The organism is Serratia sp. NPDC078593 (assembly GCF_050268245.1).
In the GTDB taxonomy this organism is placed as follows: domain Bacteria; phylum Pseudomonadota; class Gammaproteobacteria; order Enterobacterales; family Enterobacteriaceae; genus JBNNGK01.
In genome coordinates this window covers 40,332-57,877 of the sequence record NZ_JBNNGK010000009.1, presented here as the reverse complement: position 1 = coordinate 57,877, position 17,546 = coordinate 40,332, and the positions used below count along the sequence as shown (strand labels likewise).

Sequence of the window (17,546 nt, the reverse complement as noted above, 5' to 3'; positions counted from 1 at the left end):
CGTAAAGTGCTTGCCTCTTAGGCTGTTAAGGGGATCCTGTACGGATCTGAATCTCTGTGGTTACGCTATTGCGCGGCGGCCTGACGGTTAGCGACTGCTTCACTCAACGACGTTGCGATCGATAAAGTGCGATGCCGCGGTGTAGCGCGCCGGTGATACATGCGAAAAAACGCATATATTCCGATAAATTTTTTTTTACAGGCAAACAACGCGTCCGGTGGTTGAGCCGGTCGTATTGTTTAAACGTTTAGAGAGCGTTTTTATGTCAGTTGACTGGCTTTGATAGGCGTGCTCGATGACAGCGCCTGCCCATATCGGCATATTGTGCGACAAACGATAATGGATCCACTTGCCTGCTCGGCGATCGAGCAGAATGCCGTGTTCTCTTAGCATGGCAAGATGGCGCGATATTTTGGGTTGGGGTAAACCGAGCGTTTCGCACAGCTCGCAAACGCATAATTCTGTCGTTTCTTTGAGCAACAGAACGAGGGTTAAACGCGTCTCATCAGAGAGACATTTGAAGAGTTGTAACGGGGTTAACTGGCTCATCACTCATCCCTTTCGTATCGTGAGGGATAAGCGTACAGCGTTTACGTTTACTGTCAATAGTCAAATTCGTTTTTTCGAATGTGTTGTGTCCAGCGCTGAACGTATGATCCTCCGTCAATCCTTGCTAAGTAAAACGCTTCACTACAGGCAAAATCGGCATATCATCTTTTAGGGCAATTTACTTCCAGCAGTGCTACAGCCCTTCGCAAGTTAGGTTTGCCAGGCATGTTGCTGCTATTAATATTGTTGGAGTAGGGCACTAGGCACAATGGCGAGTTGGTGCTGACGTACGATATCAACAGCTCTCAACGCAGAGATAATGATACAGATGGCAATTGGTTTGATCGGGTTCATTGCGATCTGCGCGTTGCATTTTTTGTGATAGATATTAGCAAGTGCTGGTCTGACTTAGGCGATGCAATATTAGGTAAGAAAATATACGCTAGTTACATTAAGTTCGTATCTTTTTGAAGTAAAAAAGCATCAATTTAACTGTATAACCGTATTCCAGTGCCAATAAGCATCAGAATACGGTTATAGTGAATCTAAGGCCTAACGTGCTGAAGCTGCAGTGCTTATTGGTGCCTCCTGCTTGTTGCTATCCCTTTCCTCTGCGTTCTTCAATACGTTAAGTAAAAAAGGCACTGAAGCGCGCAATGAAGGATTGACCGTCCCACTGTGATCAAGACCAGCGAATTCTTTCATTTCGACCTCGGTTCCCGCTGCCTTAACGTCTCGGGCGAAGCGTAGTTGCATGGCCGTTGGTACGTTGATGTCGTTGCCGCCGATCCCAATAAAGACCGGGTGGGTAATATGCAGCGTTGGATAGCGTAGTGTATCAAGCTGCGCATCAAGTAACGTCTCAATAGCGGGTTTCAGACTATTGGCCGCGTTTAGTTTGTTATGTTGCGCGAGTTGTGTCAGGGGGGTAATGCAAAGCTTGTTTGCTTGCTCCAGTACTGGCAAGGCTGATTGCTGGAAGTAATCTTCTGCTTTTAGTGTCGGTTGCGTATCTGCGGCAGAAAGATAGATGTAGAAAGCATAAGGTATTTTAGGATCGGGATCATTGCCCGAACGCTCCCCAAAAACTTGTTGAGCCGTGGTAGAGGCATCAAAATAAGGCGTCCCCGTCAAAATAGTGGCCTGAATATTAAGCTCTGGAGCGTATGATTTTTGATAACCTGCGCTGGCAAAGGCCGCGTGTGCACCTTGGGATTGACCAACCAATATCAACTTGTTTTGTAGTGGAAACTTGGCCAGTGCTGCTCTTGCGCTGTCTAGTACACTCCAAGCTTCGGCTCTGGCATCCATATAGTGATGCAAGCCTTTTGACCCCAGCCCCGCGTAATCGGGAGCTACCACGGCAAATCCTAAAGAAAGCCAAGTGTTGAGATATTGGCTATCTCTTGGTGTTCTTGGATTGAGTGAAGGTGCGCAATGGGTGGCGACGCCAATAGTGCCATGCGCCCATATTACAACAGGCCAACCCCCTTTAGGCGCTTTCCCTTTGGGGATAAAGACTGCGGCGGTATCCTGTCGTGGGCTTTTGCCATCGACACCACTGGTAGCGCTGTAATACATCAGATACTGTTCAGCGGCTTCTTGCAGACCATGATCTGCGGGCAATATCGTTCGATCCATGATTACCTCATTATGAGCATCAGGAGAAGCTGCGATTGTCGTGCTGGGGTTAACGGCAAGGAGAATAAGCAGCAGCCCACTCGTTTTTGCAAGTTTCATGTTAAAATTCAAAGAATTAACTCCAGTTAGATACAAAGGCCGCTAACTTGGGCGGTTGTAAGAAAAATGCGCTGTTTTCGAACTAATTATCTATATTTAAATAAGTTAATTGGTTTAGGTGTCAAGTGTATCAATACTGTGTACTAAGTTAAAAATGATGAGATAGCCAATAGGGTTAACTGTGCTATAGATCGCATTTTTTTATAACCAATAATAATGAAGATTTTTATGCACCTAATAAAAAAGATAGCTAAGATTGTCAGTGTTACAAAAATATGTCTGTTTAATTATTAATTGAAGCAGTATTTTATAATAAGGTCAATTACATCTTATTTTTTGTTTGTGATTGGTTGAGCTTAGATTGAGCTTTTCCCCATTGAGTAACATACTGCGATGTGAGTCATATCTCCATCTTTTCGATGAGGTTGCATGATACCAAGGCTTATTTTTTTGAAAAATGATATTTATTGAAGAGCGAAATAGCTCTTTACATTGATGTATTGATTAAAATAGTTGACGACAATCGAATATTTTCAATAAATCAGGCTAAATGATAAAATTTTTAGCCTGATTATAATTATAACCGGTTATTTCCCCCAGGCATCCAGTTTTGCCTGGCTCCAGGCACCATAAGATGCGTTGGGTAGTACAAACCAATCTTTGCCAAGATGAGCCTGATGTTTCGCTACTTGTTTACGTTGCTCAGCAACGGCGTTTTTGCTGTTAAACGCAGGCGAAAAGTCTGGCAGGCTATCACCAAACAGCATGATGATTTGATATTCCTTTTTGATGTTCTGACGGCGAACCTCTTTCGAATCGCTATCTAATAGAACACTATTTTCATCCACCTGTGGCAGACCCAGTGACTTCAGCGTAGTGAGCGTATGCGCTTTGTTTTTTTGGAAGCGATCGGATACATAGAATATCTTCACCTGTTGCTGATTGACGTGCTCCAAGAATGCTTTTGCACCGGGGATGAGTTTAGGCTGGCCTTTTTCTTCCCACGCGCCCCAAGTATCCCAGTTGGTATAGTCATGGCAACGTTGTATGTCACGCACCAATAACGGGCTGTTATCTATCACGGTTTCATCCAGGTCTAAAACGATCGCCGGTTTCTTCTCGAATTTTTCGGTGGTCAATAATTGTTGGAAGCGTTGTTGGGCAATATTGTAGGTCTGCAGTTGGAGCGCCATAATTTCAGCCGATTGTTGCTGAAAGCGTAACGCCATTTCGTATTTTTGTGGTGCGCAAAGCGTGCTCTTTTCCGTGGCGAATGAGGAGAAGCTTAACAATGGCAATGTTGCTATCAGGAGGGCACTGAGCCGGGCTGTCTTTGTCATAAATATATCCCTTGTCATTTTTCATGAGTTTAATATTTTAGCTAAAGTTAGCTTGCAACCATGATAACGGCGATTGCTTTATTTTCAACGTTACAAACGGTAATGGTATTATGTGCTGGAGAGTTGATTAATTATTTTATGATTATAATAATAAAAATTTATATTATATATACGCTTTAATTCTGTTATTACTCAAATAAGTTAAGCGGTACTATGGCGATAAGTAGAGGTATCCTGCTGCGCGTACATCAGCCGCGCAGCCAACAGCAAAATCGCAGATAGACCTAAGTTTATCGCAATGATGGCGATTCAGGATGGGGAAACCGAAGCTAATATCTTTTTAGCTGTATTGAGCACATTAATACGCTTTTCATTTTTACGGGTGACCAGATACACATCAATATTGAGTTTGTCGTTTAACGTTGGATCTAAATGCCGGTAGCATAACCCCTCACGAATGGATACACACATTGACTGCGGCATTAATGCCATGCCTTTTCCCCGGGCAATATTAGCCAGCATAATCAGCGAGTCGTCCGGTTCTGCTTTGCGTTTTAACGTAAAAGGCAGTGACCTCAGAGCGTTTTCACACTTGTCATAGAATCCAGGATTGGCATTACGGGAAAACCAATAAAGGGGTAAGTCGATAACGTCGTGGAGAGAAAGCGTGTCATTAATACTGGCCGGATGTGCAGAGGGTAGGGCTAACATTAGAGGTTCGCGATGCAACCAACTGAATTCAAAGTCTTCATCGCTGTCGGGCGCTTTTTCACCGACTAATACAATATCAAGATTACCGCGCGCTAATATTTGCAGTAATTGTTTTGATGTGAGCTGATGCGCGGAGATGTTATCCGTGTCGAGCAGTGTTTCCAGATGCGCATTAATCGTCGGGATCAAGCTGAAATCAAGCGTGCGTGTGACGCCGATTTTAATTGTGTCACTTTCAACGTTGAGGGTCTGCACTAAATGAGAAAGCTGACTAATGAGTTGTTTTGCTTGTTCTTCCAGCTTGATACCTGATTCAGTTAAGTGGACTTGATGCGTATCGCGGGTGAACAAAGAGCAACCGATGACCTCTTCCAGACACTGGATTTGCCGGGTTAGCGGAGGTTGTGTCATGCGCATTCTCTCTGCAGCTCGACGAAAGTTCAGTTCGTGCGCAACGGCAAGAAAACACTGTAACTGTTTAATTGTTGGCAGTTTTTTATTGAAGGATGTCAATTGTTGGCTCCGACTTCATGTCGCCAACTGTCAGATGGCGATAGGTGTTGTGATGCGGTTCAAACTGATAAATTAATACGTCGGCTACGAGTGCAGTCTCTTTTTATAGCAGGTTACCTGAACGATCAGTCTCTTACTATAACATTTTTGATACAAAAATTATATTACAAAACTAACAATTCTCTAATGTTATGATCTTGTTATTGTGAAACCTCAAAAACACACACATCTACAGAGGTTTACTATGTCCGCAAATTACGTCTTAATTACTCGTTTTCCGCTGAAAGAGAATGTCGATAAAACACAATTCAAAGCGCTGGCTACCAGTGAAGTGGGAAAATATTTTGTTTCTGATGAACAAGGGATTAATGAGCTGCTCGAATTGCGCCCTTACCAGTCTATTGCAGAAATCGCTGAACACGAACAGGAATTGGAATCTGTTTTCCATACATTCTCTAAAGAATTAGCGGGTGATGTGCGTCGTGAATTAGTCAAATTTGTAGAAGCACCAATTGACTCAACCGATAAGGTTCCGGCAACAGAATATGTCCAGTTGCGTCATGTTGAGGTTCCTGCTGAAAATTATAGTCAATATCGTCATTGGCGTGAGGAGACGATTTTTAATGTTGTCCGCGATAATAAAGATAAAATTACCAGTTTTGAAGCTTATCACTCACTGATCAGCGGTCAGCCAGGTGTGATGTTTATCTCAGCATTTAATGGCGATAAAGCAGCTTATAAAGAAGCGTTTACTAACGCACGTTATCAAACAATCATTCAACAAGCGGGTGATAGTTACATTACGGGCGGCAATGACGGTCTTTATACGCGTATTTATCGTTCTGTTTCTTGTTGTTGATAATATGGGGTTATGATGAAAAATAACGAAATATCTAAAAATATCATGGTTGTTGGTGATAAATTCAGTGAGTTTTCTAACGGTAAAGATGTTGTCACCATTAGCCAATTAGAACTTATCACTCAAATTCCTGCCCATATTATTGATGCTAATAGCAAGTTTATTGTCGGTCAGGGGGTTCGGGATGATTATGCGGGTAAAGTGCTTGAAAACCAGCAGCGTAACCAAAACCATGGTAATAAACTTGATTTATCTGAATTAAAAAGAGTGACGGCATCAGAGAAAAATACTTATTCGCATAAAAAAATGAATCATAATACGCTAATAGGTATTGCCGAAAAAGTTGATGAGAATCTATTTGCTTTGCCATTACTGATTGATGAGCGTTGCGAGTTAATGTCGGATCATCAAACCGGGCAACACATTCAGGGTATGATTTTAGTTGAGGCATGTCGGCAGACATTCATTGCAGTAACAGAAGAGTTTTATCTGTCCGGAAATGTGGGTAAATCATATTATGTTATTAATGATATGAATATTCGTTTTGAAAGTTTCCTTTTCCCGTTACCTGCGATGGTTCACTACGAGTTGGTGGAACAAAATGTGAACGAGCGTCGCTCACGGTTTAAGGCGAATATCCGTATTTCCCAACATACGACCTTGTGCGCCAGTATGACGGTGTCATTTACCGTTTATCCCGCGTCGGTGATCGGTGATAAAGAAGCGGTAATGGCTGCAGACATGACGCGTACGATTTTACAAACGGCAGATGCCGGTGTAATGAGCGATGTAGGGAGAGCCCATGCCTGAAATTAACGGCCAACGTTATACCTTGGCCGTGACCACGCAGGGGCCGCTGTATCCCCCTGCGGAGGTTGTGGACGCACAAGGTAATTTTGTTGTTATTGGGCAAATTCCACGGCAAAACGGCGTTGAATGGGGGGCGGCGATCGTGGATAAAAACAGTCCACTGCCTGCTTTTGGTCAGACATTGCCTTATACCATCATTAGCGAAGTAGACGCGTTGTCGGCACAGCAACTCGCTGATATTACACTCTATACTTTACCGCTACCGCTACCATTAAATAACTACCCAATGGTATTCGCGCCGGAGCAGAGGCCGAATGCGGCTGATGATCGTAGGCCGAGTGTGCCCTTACACGAAGGATACATAGCGGATGGTCGTGTTGCTGATGGTGTGCGAAAAACACCGGCCATCACCTTAGCAGACTGGTTGCAGGCTCAGGGTGAAATGACGGTCACTATCAGTGAGGATAGGTGTTCCGCGCGCTTCGATTTCCAGTTTACGAGACTGGTTCCCAACAGCGTATACACCGTAATGAGCCTGCGCGAGCGCGATTTGGCCGTCGATGCGCCGAGTCGTCCTGGGCCGCTGGGGATCCCAAATGTGTTCGTTACGGACGAACAGGGAAATGCAAACTACTGGGCCGAATTACCCAACCCCTTCCCGGCAGGCGGAAACGATCGTAACCGGGTGATTAATGTGGTCGTTTTATTCATGAGTTGCCGCCAGAGTTTTGGCGGCGCTATTGGCCTTTACGGGTTAGGTGGCGATATCCACGCCCATTTAAAATTGCCTACCTTATCGTTTACTGAATTAACTACTGTAGAGTGAGACAACGTTATGCCTATTATTCAAGTGACTACCTGGAAAATGAATGATGAGGAAAAAGTTAAATCTCTCATCGAAGAAATTACGCATTCTGTCCACGTACACTGTGGCGCGCCGTTGGATAAAATATCTGTGGTGATTAGCGAGATATCCCCTTCTCGTTGGGCGGATGCTGGAGTTTTGGGTAATGACGCAGCCTTTCCTGTAAAAAGTCGCCGTAAAAATTATGAGGAGGGGGTGTGATATCCACAGCGGCATTTTTTGACGTTGATGAAACCTTGATAAGAATGAAAAGCATGTTTCATTTTTATCAATATTGGAGTGCGGTACGTGGGTGTCAAAAAGAGTATGAAGTGTTCATGCAAGAGTTCCGGCTCGCACTCGCTGAGGGAGTGAAAAGAGAAACACTCAATCGAATGTATTACAGGCAGTTTATTGGGGTAAATATCGACGATATTTACCAAGTCGCAGAAGATTGGTTTCATGAGTTTTTGCTACATAAAGACAGTTATATCCCAGCCGCTGTTGATAGTTTTCAACGTCATAAAAGACGAGGCGATATCACGGTATTTATTTCAGGTTCTATGCTGCCGTTATTGAAACCATTAGGAACCAAGTTGGGTGTTGATGCCATACTTTGTACTCAACTCTTATTAGATGAAAATGGCAAGCTGACTGGGGAGATAGGTAGCCCACAAACAATAGGGCAAGGGAAGCAGCATGCTTTATTGTCATTTAGTGATAAAAATAAGATCGATTTAACAAAAAGTTTTGCGTATGGCGATGATCTTTCTGACATCCCTATGTTAATGGCAACAGGAAATCCAGTTTGTATTGGTGAGAACTCCAGTTTGGCGGAGCACGCGCGTCAGAATAAATGGAAAGTGCTAACAGACAGCGTTTATATTAATTGAGGTAATAATGAAGAATTTATCGGTTGATAGCCAACCAATGAGTATTAGAACATGGTTGGCATTAATTATTCTGGCTCTTTCTACTTTTACTATCGTTACGACTGAATTAGCGCCAATCGGTTTGTTAACACCGATGGCGAAAGGATTGAATCAGTCGGAGTCTATGATCGGCCTGACGGTAACGTTATACGCTTGGGTCGGCGCAATCAGTGCCATATTGTCCTCGCTGTTTTTGGGTAACTTATCTAAAAAACGGCTATTGCTGGTATTAACCCTGATCATTCTGGTGTCGAACAGCCTTTGTGCAACGGTTGAAGATTATCACTGGTTGCTGGTTGCTCGTGTTATTGGCGCACTGGCGCATGGTGCATTTTGGGCGATGATTGGCGCAACGGCCGTGTCATTGGTACCGGCCAGATTTATCGGGCTGGCTACGTCCATTGTTTTTGGTGGCGTTTCGGCCGCCAGCGTATTTGGTGTGCCCCTGTCGAACTATATTGGTTTAAACGTAGGGTGGCGTCCGGCATTTTGGTTAATGTCGTTACTCAGCCTGGTGGCTTTAGTCGGCATTGCGTTGGTGGTGCCTAAAGTTAAGGCTAGCAGCGCTCTGGGGCTTCAAGCGTTGGCCACGGTATTGCGTTCCAGTGCACTGTGGCGAATTTATGCAGCCACGTTGCTGGCGATTACCGCGCATTTTGCCGCTTTTACCTTTATCGAACCTTGGTTGCACAGTGTGGGATCGGTGTCATCAAGTATGATCCCTGTCATGCTGTTCGTGTTCGGCATCGCGGGTCTGGCGGGTAACTTTATTACGGGCATCTTCATCGACAAGTGGTTGAAACCATTAGTTGCATTGTCTGTCGTGCTGATCGCCGCCACGTTGTTGACGCTGGGTCAAATAGGCAATGTCTTGTCAGGGAGTGAGATTCTGCTCTTGGTGATTGTGTGGGGGCTAGCGGTTTCAGGCATCTTTGTTGGTTTTCAAACGTGGGTTTTACGTTTGGCCGGTGACAATGCGTTCCCTGCCTCAGCCATTTACGTTTCGTTTTTTAACGCTGCCATCGGTTGTGGCGCATTGGCAGGAGCATGGTTAGTGTCATGGTTCAGTATGCCGGTGCTGTTAATGATTGCGGGCGTGGCGATTGCGCTGTCCTTGCTTCTGGTTGCGATGATACCGGTTAATGCGGAGCAAACCACGGCGTTAGCGGAGGAGGCGTTATGAGACAGGGTGATGCGTTAACGCAACACGGGCGCGAAATTATGGAACGGCTTGAAGCGGGACTCGCTGATAAGGTCACTGCACGTCTTAGCGAGTTGGATGCCGATTTACCGCGTTTAATCACTGATTATGCTTTCGGTGCGGTGGTGGGGCGCGAGGGGTTAGATCTCAAGAGCCGTGAGATGATTACCGTTGCATCGCTTATTACTCAAGGTAATGCCGTTGGGCAACTGGAATTACATATGCGGGCGGCATTAAATGTTGGGGTAACTCAGCAAGAGTTATTAGAGATTGTTATTCAAATGGCGATTTATGCAGGCGTCCCTGCGTGTATGAATGCACTTACCGTATACCGTACTGCTGTTGCTCAGTATTCCGCGGCGCAAAAATAATAGGGGCTTTACCATGAGAGAAGTTGTTGTTATTGCCGCAAAACGTACGGCAACGGGAAGCTTTCAAGGGGGGCTATCTGACAAACCGGCGACGGTGTTGGGATGTGCGGTCGTGCAGGCGTTGCTTGCAGAAAGTGGTGTTGCGCCCCAAGACATTGAGCAAGTGATCATGGGGCAGGTTTTGACGGCGGGCAGTGGTCAAAACCCAGCAAGGCAAACGGCATTATCAGCGGGGTTACCGGTGTCGAGCCAAGCGTTAACCATTAATAAGGTTTGCGGTTCCGGGCTTAAGGCTGTTCATTTGGCCATGCAGGCGATACAGAGCGGTGAGGCGGAAATGGTCATCGCTGGAGGGCAAGAAAACATGTCTCTGGCTCCGCATATTATTGAGAATTCCCGTAAGGGGATGCGATTAGGCCATACGGAGCTGAAAGATTCGTTAGTGCATGATGGTTTATGGGATGCTTTCCATCAATTTCATATGGGCGTCACGGCTGAAAATGTCGCTCGGCAATTTAATATTTCGCGCGAGGCGCAGGATAAATACGCTGTATTATCCCATCAACGGGCGCTGGCCGCGCAGCAAAGTGGTTACTTTGATGATGAGATCGTGCCTATCGAGTCAATCAATCGCAAAGGTGAACTGATACGTATGGCCAGTGACGAGGGGCCACGGGTAACGGATTATGAGAAATTGTCGCGTTTAAAACCGGTGTTTCAAAAAGCAGGAACGGTAACTGCGGGTAATGCTTCGTCACTGAATGATGGGGCGGCGGCGGTATTACTGTGTAGTCGAGAGAAAGCAGAGCGTCTCGGGATTGAACCCTTGGCTATTCTAGGGCATTTCAGTAATTCCGGCATTGAGCCGGAGATCATGGGGGCTGCGCCTATCGCGGCGATCCGTCAATGCTTGGATAAGCAAGGCTGGCAGGCGGATGATGTCGAGGTTTTAGAATCTAACGAAGCCTTTGCCGCTCAGGCGCTGGCTGTGATGTCTGAATCAGGTATCTCGCCTGAGCGGGTTAATCCTTATGGTGGTGCCATTGCGTTGGGGCATGCTATTGGTGCTTCCGGCTGTCGTATTTTGGTAACGCTTATCCATAATATGAAGCGAAATGAATTAAAGAAGGGAATTGCAGCATTATGTGTGGGCGGCGGAGAGGGCGTTGCTTTAAGCGTCACTCGCTAATAAATAAAGGGGCTGAATACTCAGCCCCATTATTGATACTATCAGGCATTAACTCCTTTCATTCCTTCTGCGCTATAGCGCCCACCCATAATGGTTATTTTCTCTTTGAGTTTGTTCAATATCTCCAGATCGCTGGCGTCTAAAGTAATCGTATCAGCCTGTGCATTTTCAATCGCATAGTGGCTGTTCTTCGTTCCAGGAATAGGGACGATCTTATCGTATTGCGCCAGTAACCAAGCGAGTGATAATTGACCCGGTGTGCAGTGATATTTTTCAGTCAATGGTGCAATCGCCTGAAGGATTTTTACATTGTGGTTGATATTTTCCTGCGTAAAGCGTTCATTGTTTTTACGGAAATCATCATCGGCGAACGCCTGATTACTGAGGTACTTTCCGGTTAAAAAGCCACGCCCTAATGGGGAGTAAGGGACAACACCGATTCCCAAGCGAACTGCCGTGGGCAGTACATCTGTTTCGATATCACGCGTCCACAATGAGTACTCAGTTTGCAACGCACTGACGGGGTGTACCCGATGCGCCTTTTCCAATGTTGTCGCGGAGACCTCACAGAGACCGACATGCGCAATTTTGCCTTCTTTGACCAGTTGGGAAAGGCAATACATGCTTTCTTCGATGTTAGCTTGAGGATCGACTCTATGCAGGTAATAGAGATCGATTCGTTCCATGCCAAGTCGTTGTAATGACTCGTGGCAACAACGTCGTATATAGTCCGGTTGATTATTTATGCGACGTGCATAACTATTATCCTCAGCGCGGTCGATACCGCATTTGGTAGCAATTTTTATTTTTTTTCGCTGGTTATTGCTCAGCTTTGCGAGGAAATGACCGATCAGCCTTTCATTATGTCCTCTGCCATAGAGGTTTGCGCTGTCAATAAAGTCTATACCACTGTCAATTACCGTATTAAGAACGGATAATGATGCGTTATCATCCGTATCACCATAAAACTCACTTAACCCCATCGCGCCATAACCAATAGCGGATACGGTTAATTCATTGCCAAGCATTCTTTTTTTCATTGTAACATCTCCATAGGGTGACTGTTGATTATGACACCGGCTATAGAGTGAGTTGAATTTCAAAGAGGGCAATTCAAAAAATGAATCACAGAGGGTTTATTATAAATAGCATTATTTAAATGTGATAATAAACGATAACGTTATATTTTTCTACGCGTTATCAATTTTCTCTGGTAGCGTCTACGACCGTATTAACTCTTGCTGTCTCAACGCTTAACAGTGGCACACAACGTGTGAATATTAGGATACAGTTGTGTGGTTTCAGATTGTGGTGGTTAGAACGTCGAGCCGATAAGGCCGCTTGCGCGGCCTGGATTTTATGCGACAGAGGACAAAAAATCTGTTTGGCGTCGCTCGGGATGGGCGACGCCGAATAAGATCAATACTGTGCGTGATACACCATCGCCAGCTCGCCAGCGAGCTCTGCGGTGTTGACCAGCACCGCGGCATTGGCGGTTGCCGAACGGCCATGCGTGGCTTTTTCTACCGCCTTCATAATAAATTTCGTTACCTGGCTACCTGCGACGCCCGCAGCCGTGGCCTCATCGATGGCGTTCTGAATGGCTGCCTGAACGTCACGGCTGTCAATGGCATCCTCCGGTTTGGTGGGGGTGGCGACCACTACGCTGGCGCTACCCGGCAGTGCGTGATTGATGGCGATGGCACGAGCGATGTCTTGCAAGCTGTCTAATCGCTGTGGGCTACGATACCCGCTGCTGCGACAGTAAAACGCGGGGAAATCGTCGGTTTGGTAAGTCACTACCGGTACGCAGTGGGTTTCTAAAAATTCCAGGGTACGGCCAATATCAAGGATGTTTTTTGCCCCGGCAGAAACAACGGTGACCTTGGAGCGGGTGAATTGGATCAAATCAGAAGAGATATCCATGCTGTCTTCCCCTCCGCGATGCACGCCACCGATACCGGCGGAGGAAAAGAAACGAATACCGGCCAGTTCAGCAAGGATCAATGACGAGGCGACGGTAGTGGCGCCCATGCCGTTTTGCGCTAATACAAACGGCAGCGTGTTGGTAGAGACTTTGGCGATCCCTGGCGTGGTGGCAAAGCGTTCAATGTGTTCGCGATCCATGCCTATCAAGATGTTGCCTTCGCAGATGCCAATGGTCGCCGGTATCGCACCACTGCGGCGCACGGCATTTTCCACCGCCAGTGCGGTTTCGACATTCGCCGGATAATTGAGCCCGTGGGTAATGACGTTCGATTCTAGGGCGACCACTGCACGATGATTGTCCAAGGCGTCTTTAACTTCAGGATGAATAACTAAAGGCAGTAAAGAAGATTGCATCATGGCTCACTTATACATTAACGGAAACGGAGGGAAACAGTGTCGCTTGCAGTTGAGCAACGCCCTGAGGCTGCAAGAGCTGATAATGGTCTACCGCAAGTTGGATCACGCGTGGCGGATTGGCTTGCAGTGCCGGTGAATGTTCGATCGCGGAGTAATGGTCGCCTTCCGCTTTGATAACGGTAATCGGCGCCTGGATCCTGCGTTGTTGCAACTCTTCAAAGTTATAGCCAAAGGCATAGGTCTTTTTGACGATATGAATAATCCGCGTGACCAGTTCGGCTTGTAACTGCGGAAAACGCTGACAGATAAAATGAACAAAATCGGCTTCGGTGCGGCATTCCGCCAGGCAACGTTCCAGTAACGGCCCTTCGATTTGACGGGCAAAGACGGAAAACAAAATCGCTACAAATACGGGGTTGGTGAAATCGGCAGATTGGCTGCCTTCCTGCTCACGATCGAACTGCGTTTTTGGTGATCCCGGCGCGATCAGATAGAGTGCTTCCACTGCCTGGCCAGCCGCTTCAAGCTGGTAGGCAACTTCAAACGCAACGCGTGCCCCAAACGAATATCCCCATAGTGTGTAAGGCCCGTGAGGCTGTATCTGTTGAATTTGCGCAATATCTGCCGCCGCCATCTGTTGGATAGATTCAAGCGGTGTTTCCCCTTCGTTAATCCCCAAGGCCTGCACGCCATAGAAGGTACGCGCGTGGCTCAAGTTTACCCCGAGCGTTTTTAGGCTTAACGGATACCCGCCCAGACCGGGCCAGCAAAAAATTGCGGGTGACTGGTTTTGTGCAAAGGGCACCAAACGCGACAAGGGCGCAGAAACGAAGGCATTACGCTCTATCCAACGGGCTAACGCCATCAGGGTCGGCGTTTGAAACAGTATTTGCAGCGGCAATTTGATCGTCAGCGCTTTGTTCACCTGATTGATCAACATCACGGCGGTGAGTGAGTTGCCGCCACTCTCGAAAAAGTCGTCGTCCATTGACACGCTTTCCCATTTCATTACTTTGCACCAAATCTCGGCCAGCAATTGTTGTAATTCACCTTCAGGCGGAATGACCGGTTTATCGGTGTTCAACTGACAATCGTACAGACGATTAAGCGCTTGTTGATCGACCTTGCCGTTGGCCATCAGCGGCAGTTTCTCCAACACCAATACGCGGTTCGGCACCATATATTGGGGTAAGTGCATCGCTAAATCGGCCTTGAGCATCTCTGTTGGCCCTTGCATATGCACCCGGTCTTCATCCATTCCGTCGTGGATTAACTGTGCCTGGCTCAGCGGGCCACCGATACAAAAATAACCGCTGTGTAGTGGCAAGCCATGACGTGCCAAAATCGCCCGCATGGCGGTGGCGGCGGGCAGGTCATGCCCGGTTTTCGAGCTATACCCCGCAGACATCATCCCCAGCCCCTGTGGGTTGGCCTGTAGGCGGTGCAACGTACGCCCCAGCGTGATGTAATGACGGGCGATATCGTTATGGTTATTCACCATCATGATGCCAAAGGCGGCGCGCTGATAGACTTGCTGATTGATCGCGATGACGTGATGACGAGCCAGCATCGTTTCATCCAGAAAATGCAGCTTCCCCTGACGATAGTGATAAAGCCCAGGAAGCATATCGACCACGCCTTTCCCCTGCACCTGAACAAAAAGCTCAGGATGCTCGCCTGATGCACTGGCGTCTGTATGCGTATCGGCAGGTTGAATGCGGTAATCGCCCAGATAGAAGTCACAGGATGCGCCGTCATACCACGTTGGTAGCGTGCTGGGGCGCGTTTCCTCGGCCATTTGTAAACCATATTCTGGCAGCAGTTCGTCAAATAGCCCCAACATATGGCCCGCTTCCATTTCTAAAACTTCTTGAATATTGTTGTGGTAAACGTGATCGATCGCGGCGCGTTTGCCGACAAAGTGGATCTTAAGGCTGGGAGTGCTCTGTTCTGACACGGAGCAGAGGCGGTACAGGCGGTGACGGGCAGGGTGGTAATAGTAGATCCCTGCCGGCCAGCCAAACAGACGATGAATTTCCACATACATCTGTACCGAATAGAGCGCGCCGGGTGAGGCATAGGCATATTTTGGTAATAGGCGGTTTTCACTGGTGAATTGGCCAAAGTTACGCATCAAACAGCCAAAGTCGTTTACCGACAGCGCATCCAGTTGATTGCTCTGTACCGCCTGCGGTTGGCGCGCCAGGAGCGTTAATAATTGCGCCTCGTTTACCGGTGTGCTGCCCTCAAAGAAACGATAACTTTTGCGACTAAATGCCAGATAACGTTGTTGCGGTGTGGCTTGTTCGCCGGGAAGGGTTAGCTCTGCGAGCGTCTGGCACTCCGCCTCGCTGCGGCAGCCTGCGTTGGACAATTGTGCTTTGACTTGCTGCCTGCTGGCTTTTGATTGGTGATGTTCGCTGTGCTTGCCTTGATCCATCAAGGCGGCATGTTGGGGATCTAGCTCAACGCAGGCGATCAGGTTTTGATAGTGCGTGCGTTTATCTTCGTTCACCACCACCGCGGCTCTTTTCACCCATTGGTGACGTTCAATCGCCAGACGGATTTCGTCCAGTTCAATACGGTAGCCGCGCAGCTTGATCTGGTTATCAGCGCGACCGGCAAAGTGATAGTCGCCAGCGCCATCCTGATACACAATATCGCCAGTGCGGTAAAGCCGGGCGTGTTCAGCATCGTGGGGAAATGGGTTGGGTACGAATTTTTCCGCCGTCAGTTCTGGGCGCTGTAAATAGCCATTGGCTATCTGCGCGCCGGAAATATACAGCTCACCTTTTTCGCCCGCAGCCACTCGCTGACGGTGGGCATCGAGTACATAAAAACGCGTGTCATCCACTGGACGCCCGATCGAAATCGCATCCGGAGACTGTGCCAGCGTCGCGCTATTCACCCGGTGAACCGACGCATTGATGGTGCATTCCGTCGGGCCATAAAGATTGATCAGGCTGGTCTGTGGCCGGCTTTGGAAGAACTGCAGTGCCAGGTTTCGCGTCAGAATTTCGCCGCCGCAAAAGACCTGGGTTAACGCTTGGCAATCCTGTAACAACGGCTGATCGACCAAGGCTTGTAACAGCGTCGGCACACATTGCAGGCAAGTAATTTGATGGCGCAACAGCGTAGCCACCATCATATCGGGATCGCGGTAACACTCTTTCGGAGCCACCACGACGGTACAGCCGAAGGCCGGGGCGAGGATCTCCCACTGCGCGGCGTCAAAGCTCATCGGCGTTTTTTGCAGGATTTTACTGTGCTTATCAAACGCAAATTGCTGACGCAGGTAGCGCATATGGCTGGATATATTGTGATAATTGACCATCACACCTTTAGGTTTACCAGAGCTGCCGGAGGTGTAAATCACGTAGGCTAAGCGCTCCGTAGCGGCAAGCGCGGCCTTTGGAGTCGGTAACGCTGGGGCGGGAACGTCAGACAGGTAAGGAATATCGTTGTCGGTAATAATCGTGACGTCATGCTCGACCAGCGCCTGCAATTGTTCTTTAAGATGATATTGGCAAAAAATAACCTTCACCGATGAGTCGGCTATCATATAACGCAGCCGTTCTTCAGGATATTCCGGCGCTAGCGGCAAATAGGCATAACCGGTGGCTAAAATACCCCAAGCGCCACTGATTAATAACGTGGAGGGTTCGCAGAATAACCCGATACACGCTGTGTCCGTATTAACCGCCTGCCGTAGGCAGGCGGAAATACTCATAATATGATGATGGAACTCTTGATAATTGAGTACCCCATCTGCGTCTTGTACGGCAATGGCGTCGGGCCGTTGATGAATGTGTTGAGCAAGCTGTTCAAATAATCCAGCCGAATTTCCCATGATAACGTTATGAATGCATCCCCTTTGCAAAGATTTCGTTAGCGTTGATCGTGACGACAGATTTCAGGCTTTATTCCTCTGTAACTGCCCGTCTTGATGAGGTCGCAGGCGATCGCCATGCTCAATAACATCAAGGCTGGGTGCGTCACGGCTTATTCTATCGTTGTTATCGCTATAGTTATCCTTGCAGCTTTTCAGCATTCCACCCTTTTTAAGCGTTAATATTTGTCAGTTAACAGACGGTAATAACCGCTGCAACTGGCGTTATTTTTGCCGTAACAATGCACTGCG

General features: G+C 47.3%; 15 protein-coding genes. 8 read left to right on the top strand and 7 right to left on the bottom strand.

The features are described from left to right. Positions 1-195: 195 nt before the first annotated feature. The 4 genes from ACQKDS_RS11790 to ACQKDS_RS11775 form a co-directional block, all read right to left on the bottom strand. Complete coding sequence (locus ACQKDS_RS11790; RefSeq protein ID WP_399670433.1) at positions 196-549, bottom strand: metalloregulator ArsR/SmtB family transcription factor; 354 nt, start codon at positions 547-549, stop codon at positions 196-198. Between the two features lie 552 nt (positions 550-1,101). Next, on the bottom strand, positions 1,102-2,289 hold the full coding sequence (locus ACQKDS_RS11785; RefSeq protein WP_399670769.1) for an alpha/beta fold hydrolase: 1,188 nt from the start codon (positions 2,287-2,289) through the stop codon (positions 1,102-1,104). A gap of 587 nt (positions 2,290-2,876) precedes the next feature. Beyond that, the gene (locus ACQKDS_RS11780; RefSeq protein ID WP_399670430.1) at positions 2,877-3,629 is read right to left on the bottom strand and encodes a 5'-nucleotidase, lipoprotein e(P4) family; all 753 of its coding nucleotides are present in this window, start codon (positions 3,627-3,629) and stop codon (positions 2,877-2,879) included. 309 nt (positions 3,630-3,938) lie between these two features. Then, entirely contained in the window at positions 3,939-4,853 is a 915-nt protein-coding gene (locus tag ACQKDS_RS11775) for a LysR family transcriptional regulator (RefSeq protein ID WP_399670428.1), read from the bottom strand. Between the two features lie 244 nt (positions 4,854-5,097). Between ACQKDS_RS11775 and ACQKDS_RS11770 the strand changes: the two genes are divergently transcribed. Genes ACQKDS_RS11770 through ACQKDS_RS11735 form a run of 8 tightly spaced genes read left to right on the top strand, consistent with a single transcriptional unit; the run spans position 5,098 to position 11,059 of the window. Further along, entirely contained in the window at positions 5,098-5,712 is a 615-nt protein-coding gene (locus tag ACQKDS_RS11770; protein WP_399670425.1) for a hypothetical protein, read from the top strand. Positions 5,713-5,724: 12 nt separating this feature from the next. Then, on the top strand, positions 5,725-6,522 hold the full coding sequence (locus ACQKDS_RS11765; RefSeq protein WP_399670422.1) for an AfsA-related hotdog domain-containing protein: 798 nt from the start codon (positions 5,725-5,727) through the stop codon (positions 6,520-6,522). Beyond that, entirely contained in the window at positions 6,515-7,348 is an 834-nt protein-coding gene (locus ACQKDS_RS11760; protein ID WP_399670419.1) for a hypothetical protein, read from the top strand. The genes ACQKDS_RS11765 and ACQKDS_RS11760 overlap by 8 nt, the downstream gene beginning before the upstream one ends. Before the next feature lie 9 nt (positions 7,349-7,357). Next, a complete protein-coding gene (locus tag ACQKDS_RS11755) occupies positions 7,358-7,588 on the top strand; it encodes a 4-oxalocrotonate tautomerase family protein (protein WP_399670416.1) in 231 nt (76 codons plus the stop codon). After that, the gene (locus ACQKDS_RS11750) at positions 7,585-8,259 is read left to right on the top strand and encodes an HAD family hydrolase (protein ID WP_399670413.1); all 675 of its coding nucleotides are present in this window, start codon (positions 7,585-7,587) and stop codon (positions 8,257-8,259) included. The genes ACQKDS_RS11755 and ACQKDS_RS11750 overlap by 4 nt, the downstream gene beginning before the upstream one ends. A gap of 7 nt (positions 8,260-8,266) precedes the next feature. Further along, on the top strand, positions 8,267-9,481 hold the full coding sequence (locus ACQKDS_RS11745) for an MFS transporter (RefSeq protein ID WP_399670410.1): 1,215 nt from the start codon (positions 8,267-8,269) through the stop codon (positions 9,479-9,481). Continuing rightward, on the top strand, positions 9,478-9,870 hold the full coding sequence (locus ACQKDS_RS11740; RefSeq protein WP_399670407.1) for a carboxymuconolactone decarboxylase family protein: 393 nt from the start codon (positions 9,478-9,480) through the stop codon (positions 9,868-9,870). The genes ACQKDS_RS11745 and ACQKDS_RS11740 overlap by 4 nt, the downstream gene beginning before the upstream one ends. Positions 9,871-9,883: 13 nt before the next feature. Continuing rightward, complete coding sequence (locus ACQKDS_RS11735) at positions 9,884-11,059, top strand: acetyl-CoA C-acetyltransferase (RefSeq protein ID WP_399670405.1); 1,176 nt, start codon at positions 9,884-9,886, stop codon at positions 11,057-11,059. Between the two features lie 41 nt (positions 11,060-11,100). Here the strand turns inward: ACQKDS_RS11735 and ACQKDS_RS11730 are convergent, their stop codons facing one another. The 3 genes from ACQKDS_RS11730 to ACQKDS_RS11720 all read right to left on the bottom strand — a co-directional run bounded on the left by ACQKDS_RS11730 (position 11,101) and on the right by ACQKDS_RS11720 (position 17,255). Beyond that, complete coding sequence (locus tag ACQKDS_RS11730) at positions 11,101-12,099, bottom strand: aldo/keto reductase (RefSeq protein ID WP_399670402.1); 999 nt, start codon at positions 12,097-12,099, stop codon at positions 11,101-11,103. A 379-nt stretch (positions 12,100-12,478) separates the two neighbouring features. After that, a complete protein-coding gene (locus tag ACQKDS_RS11725; protein ID WP_399670399.1) occupies positions 12,479-13,405 on the bottom strand; it encodes a pseudouridine-5'-phosphate glycosidase in 927 nt (308 codons plus the stop codon). 7 nt (positions 13,406-13,412) lie between these two features. Continuing rightward, positions 13,413-17,255: an amino acid adenylation domain-containing protein gene (locus ACQKDS_RS11720; RefSeq protein WP_399670396.1), complete on the bottom strand. Its 3,843-nt coding sequence runs from the start codon at positions 17,253-17,255 to the stop codon at positions 13,413-13,415. Between the last annotated feature and the right edge of the window lie 291 nt (positions 17,256-17,546).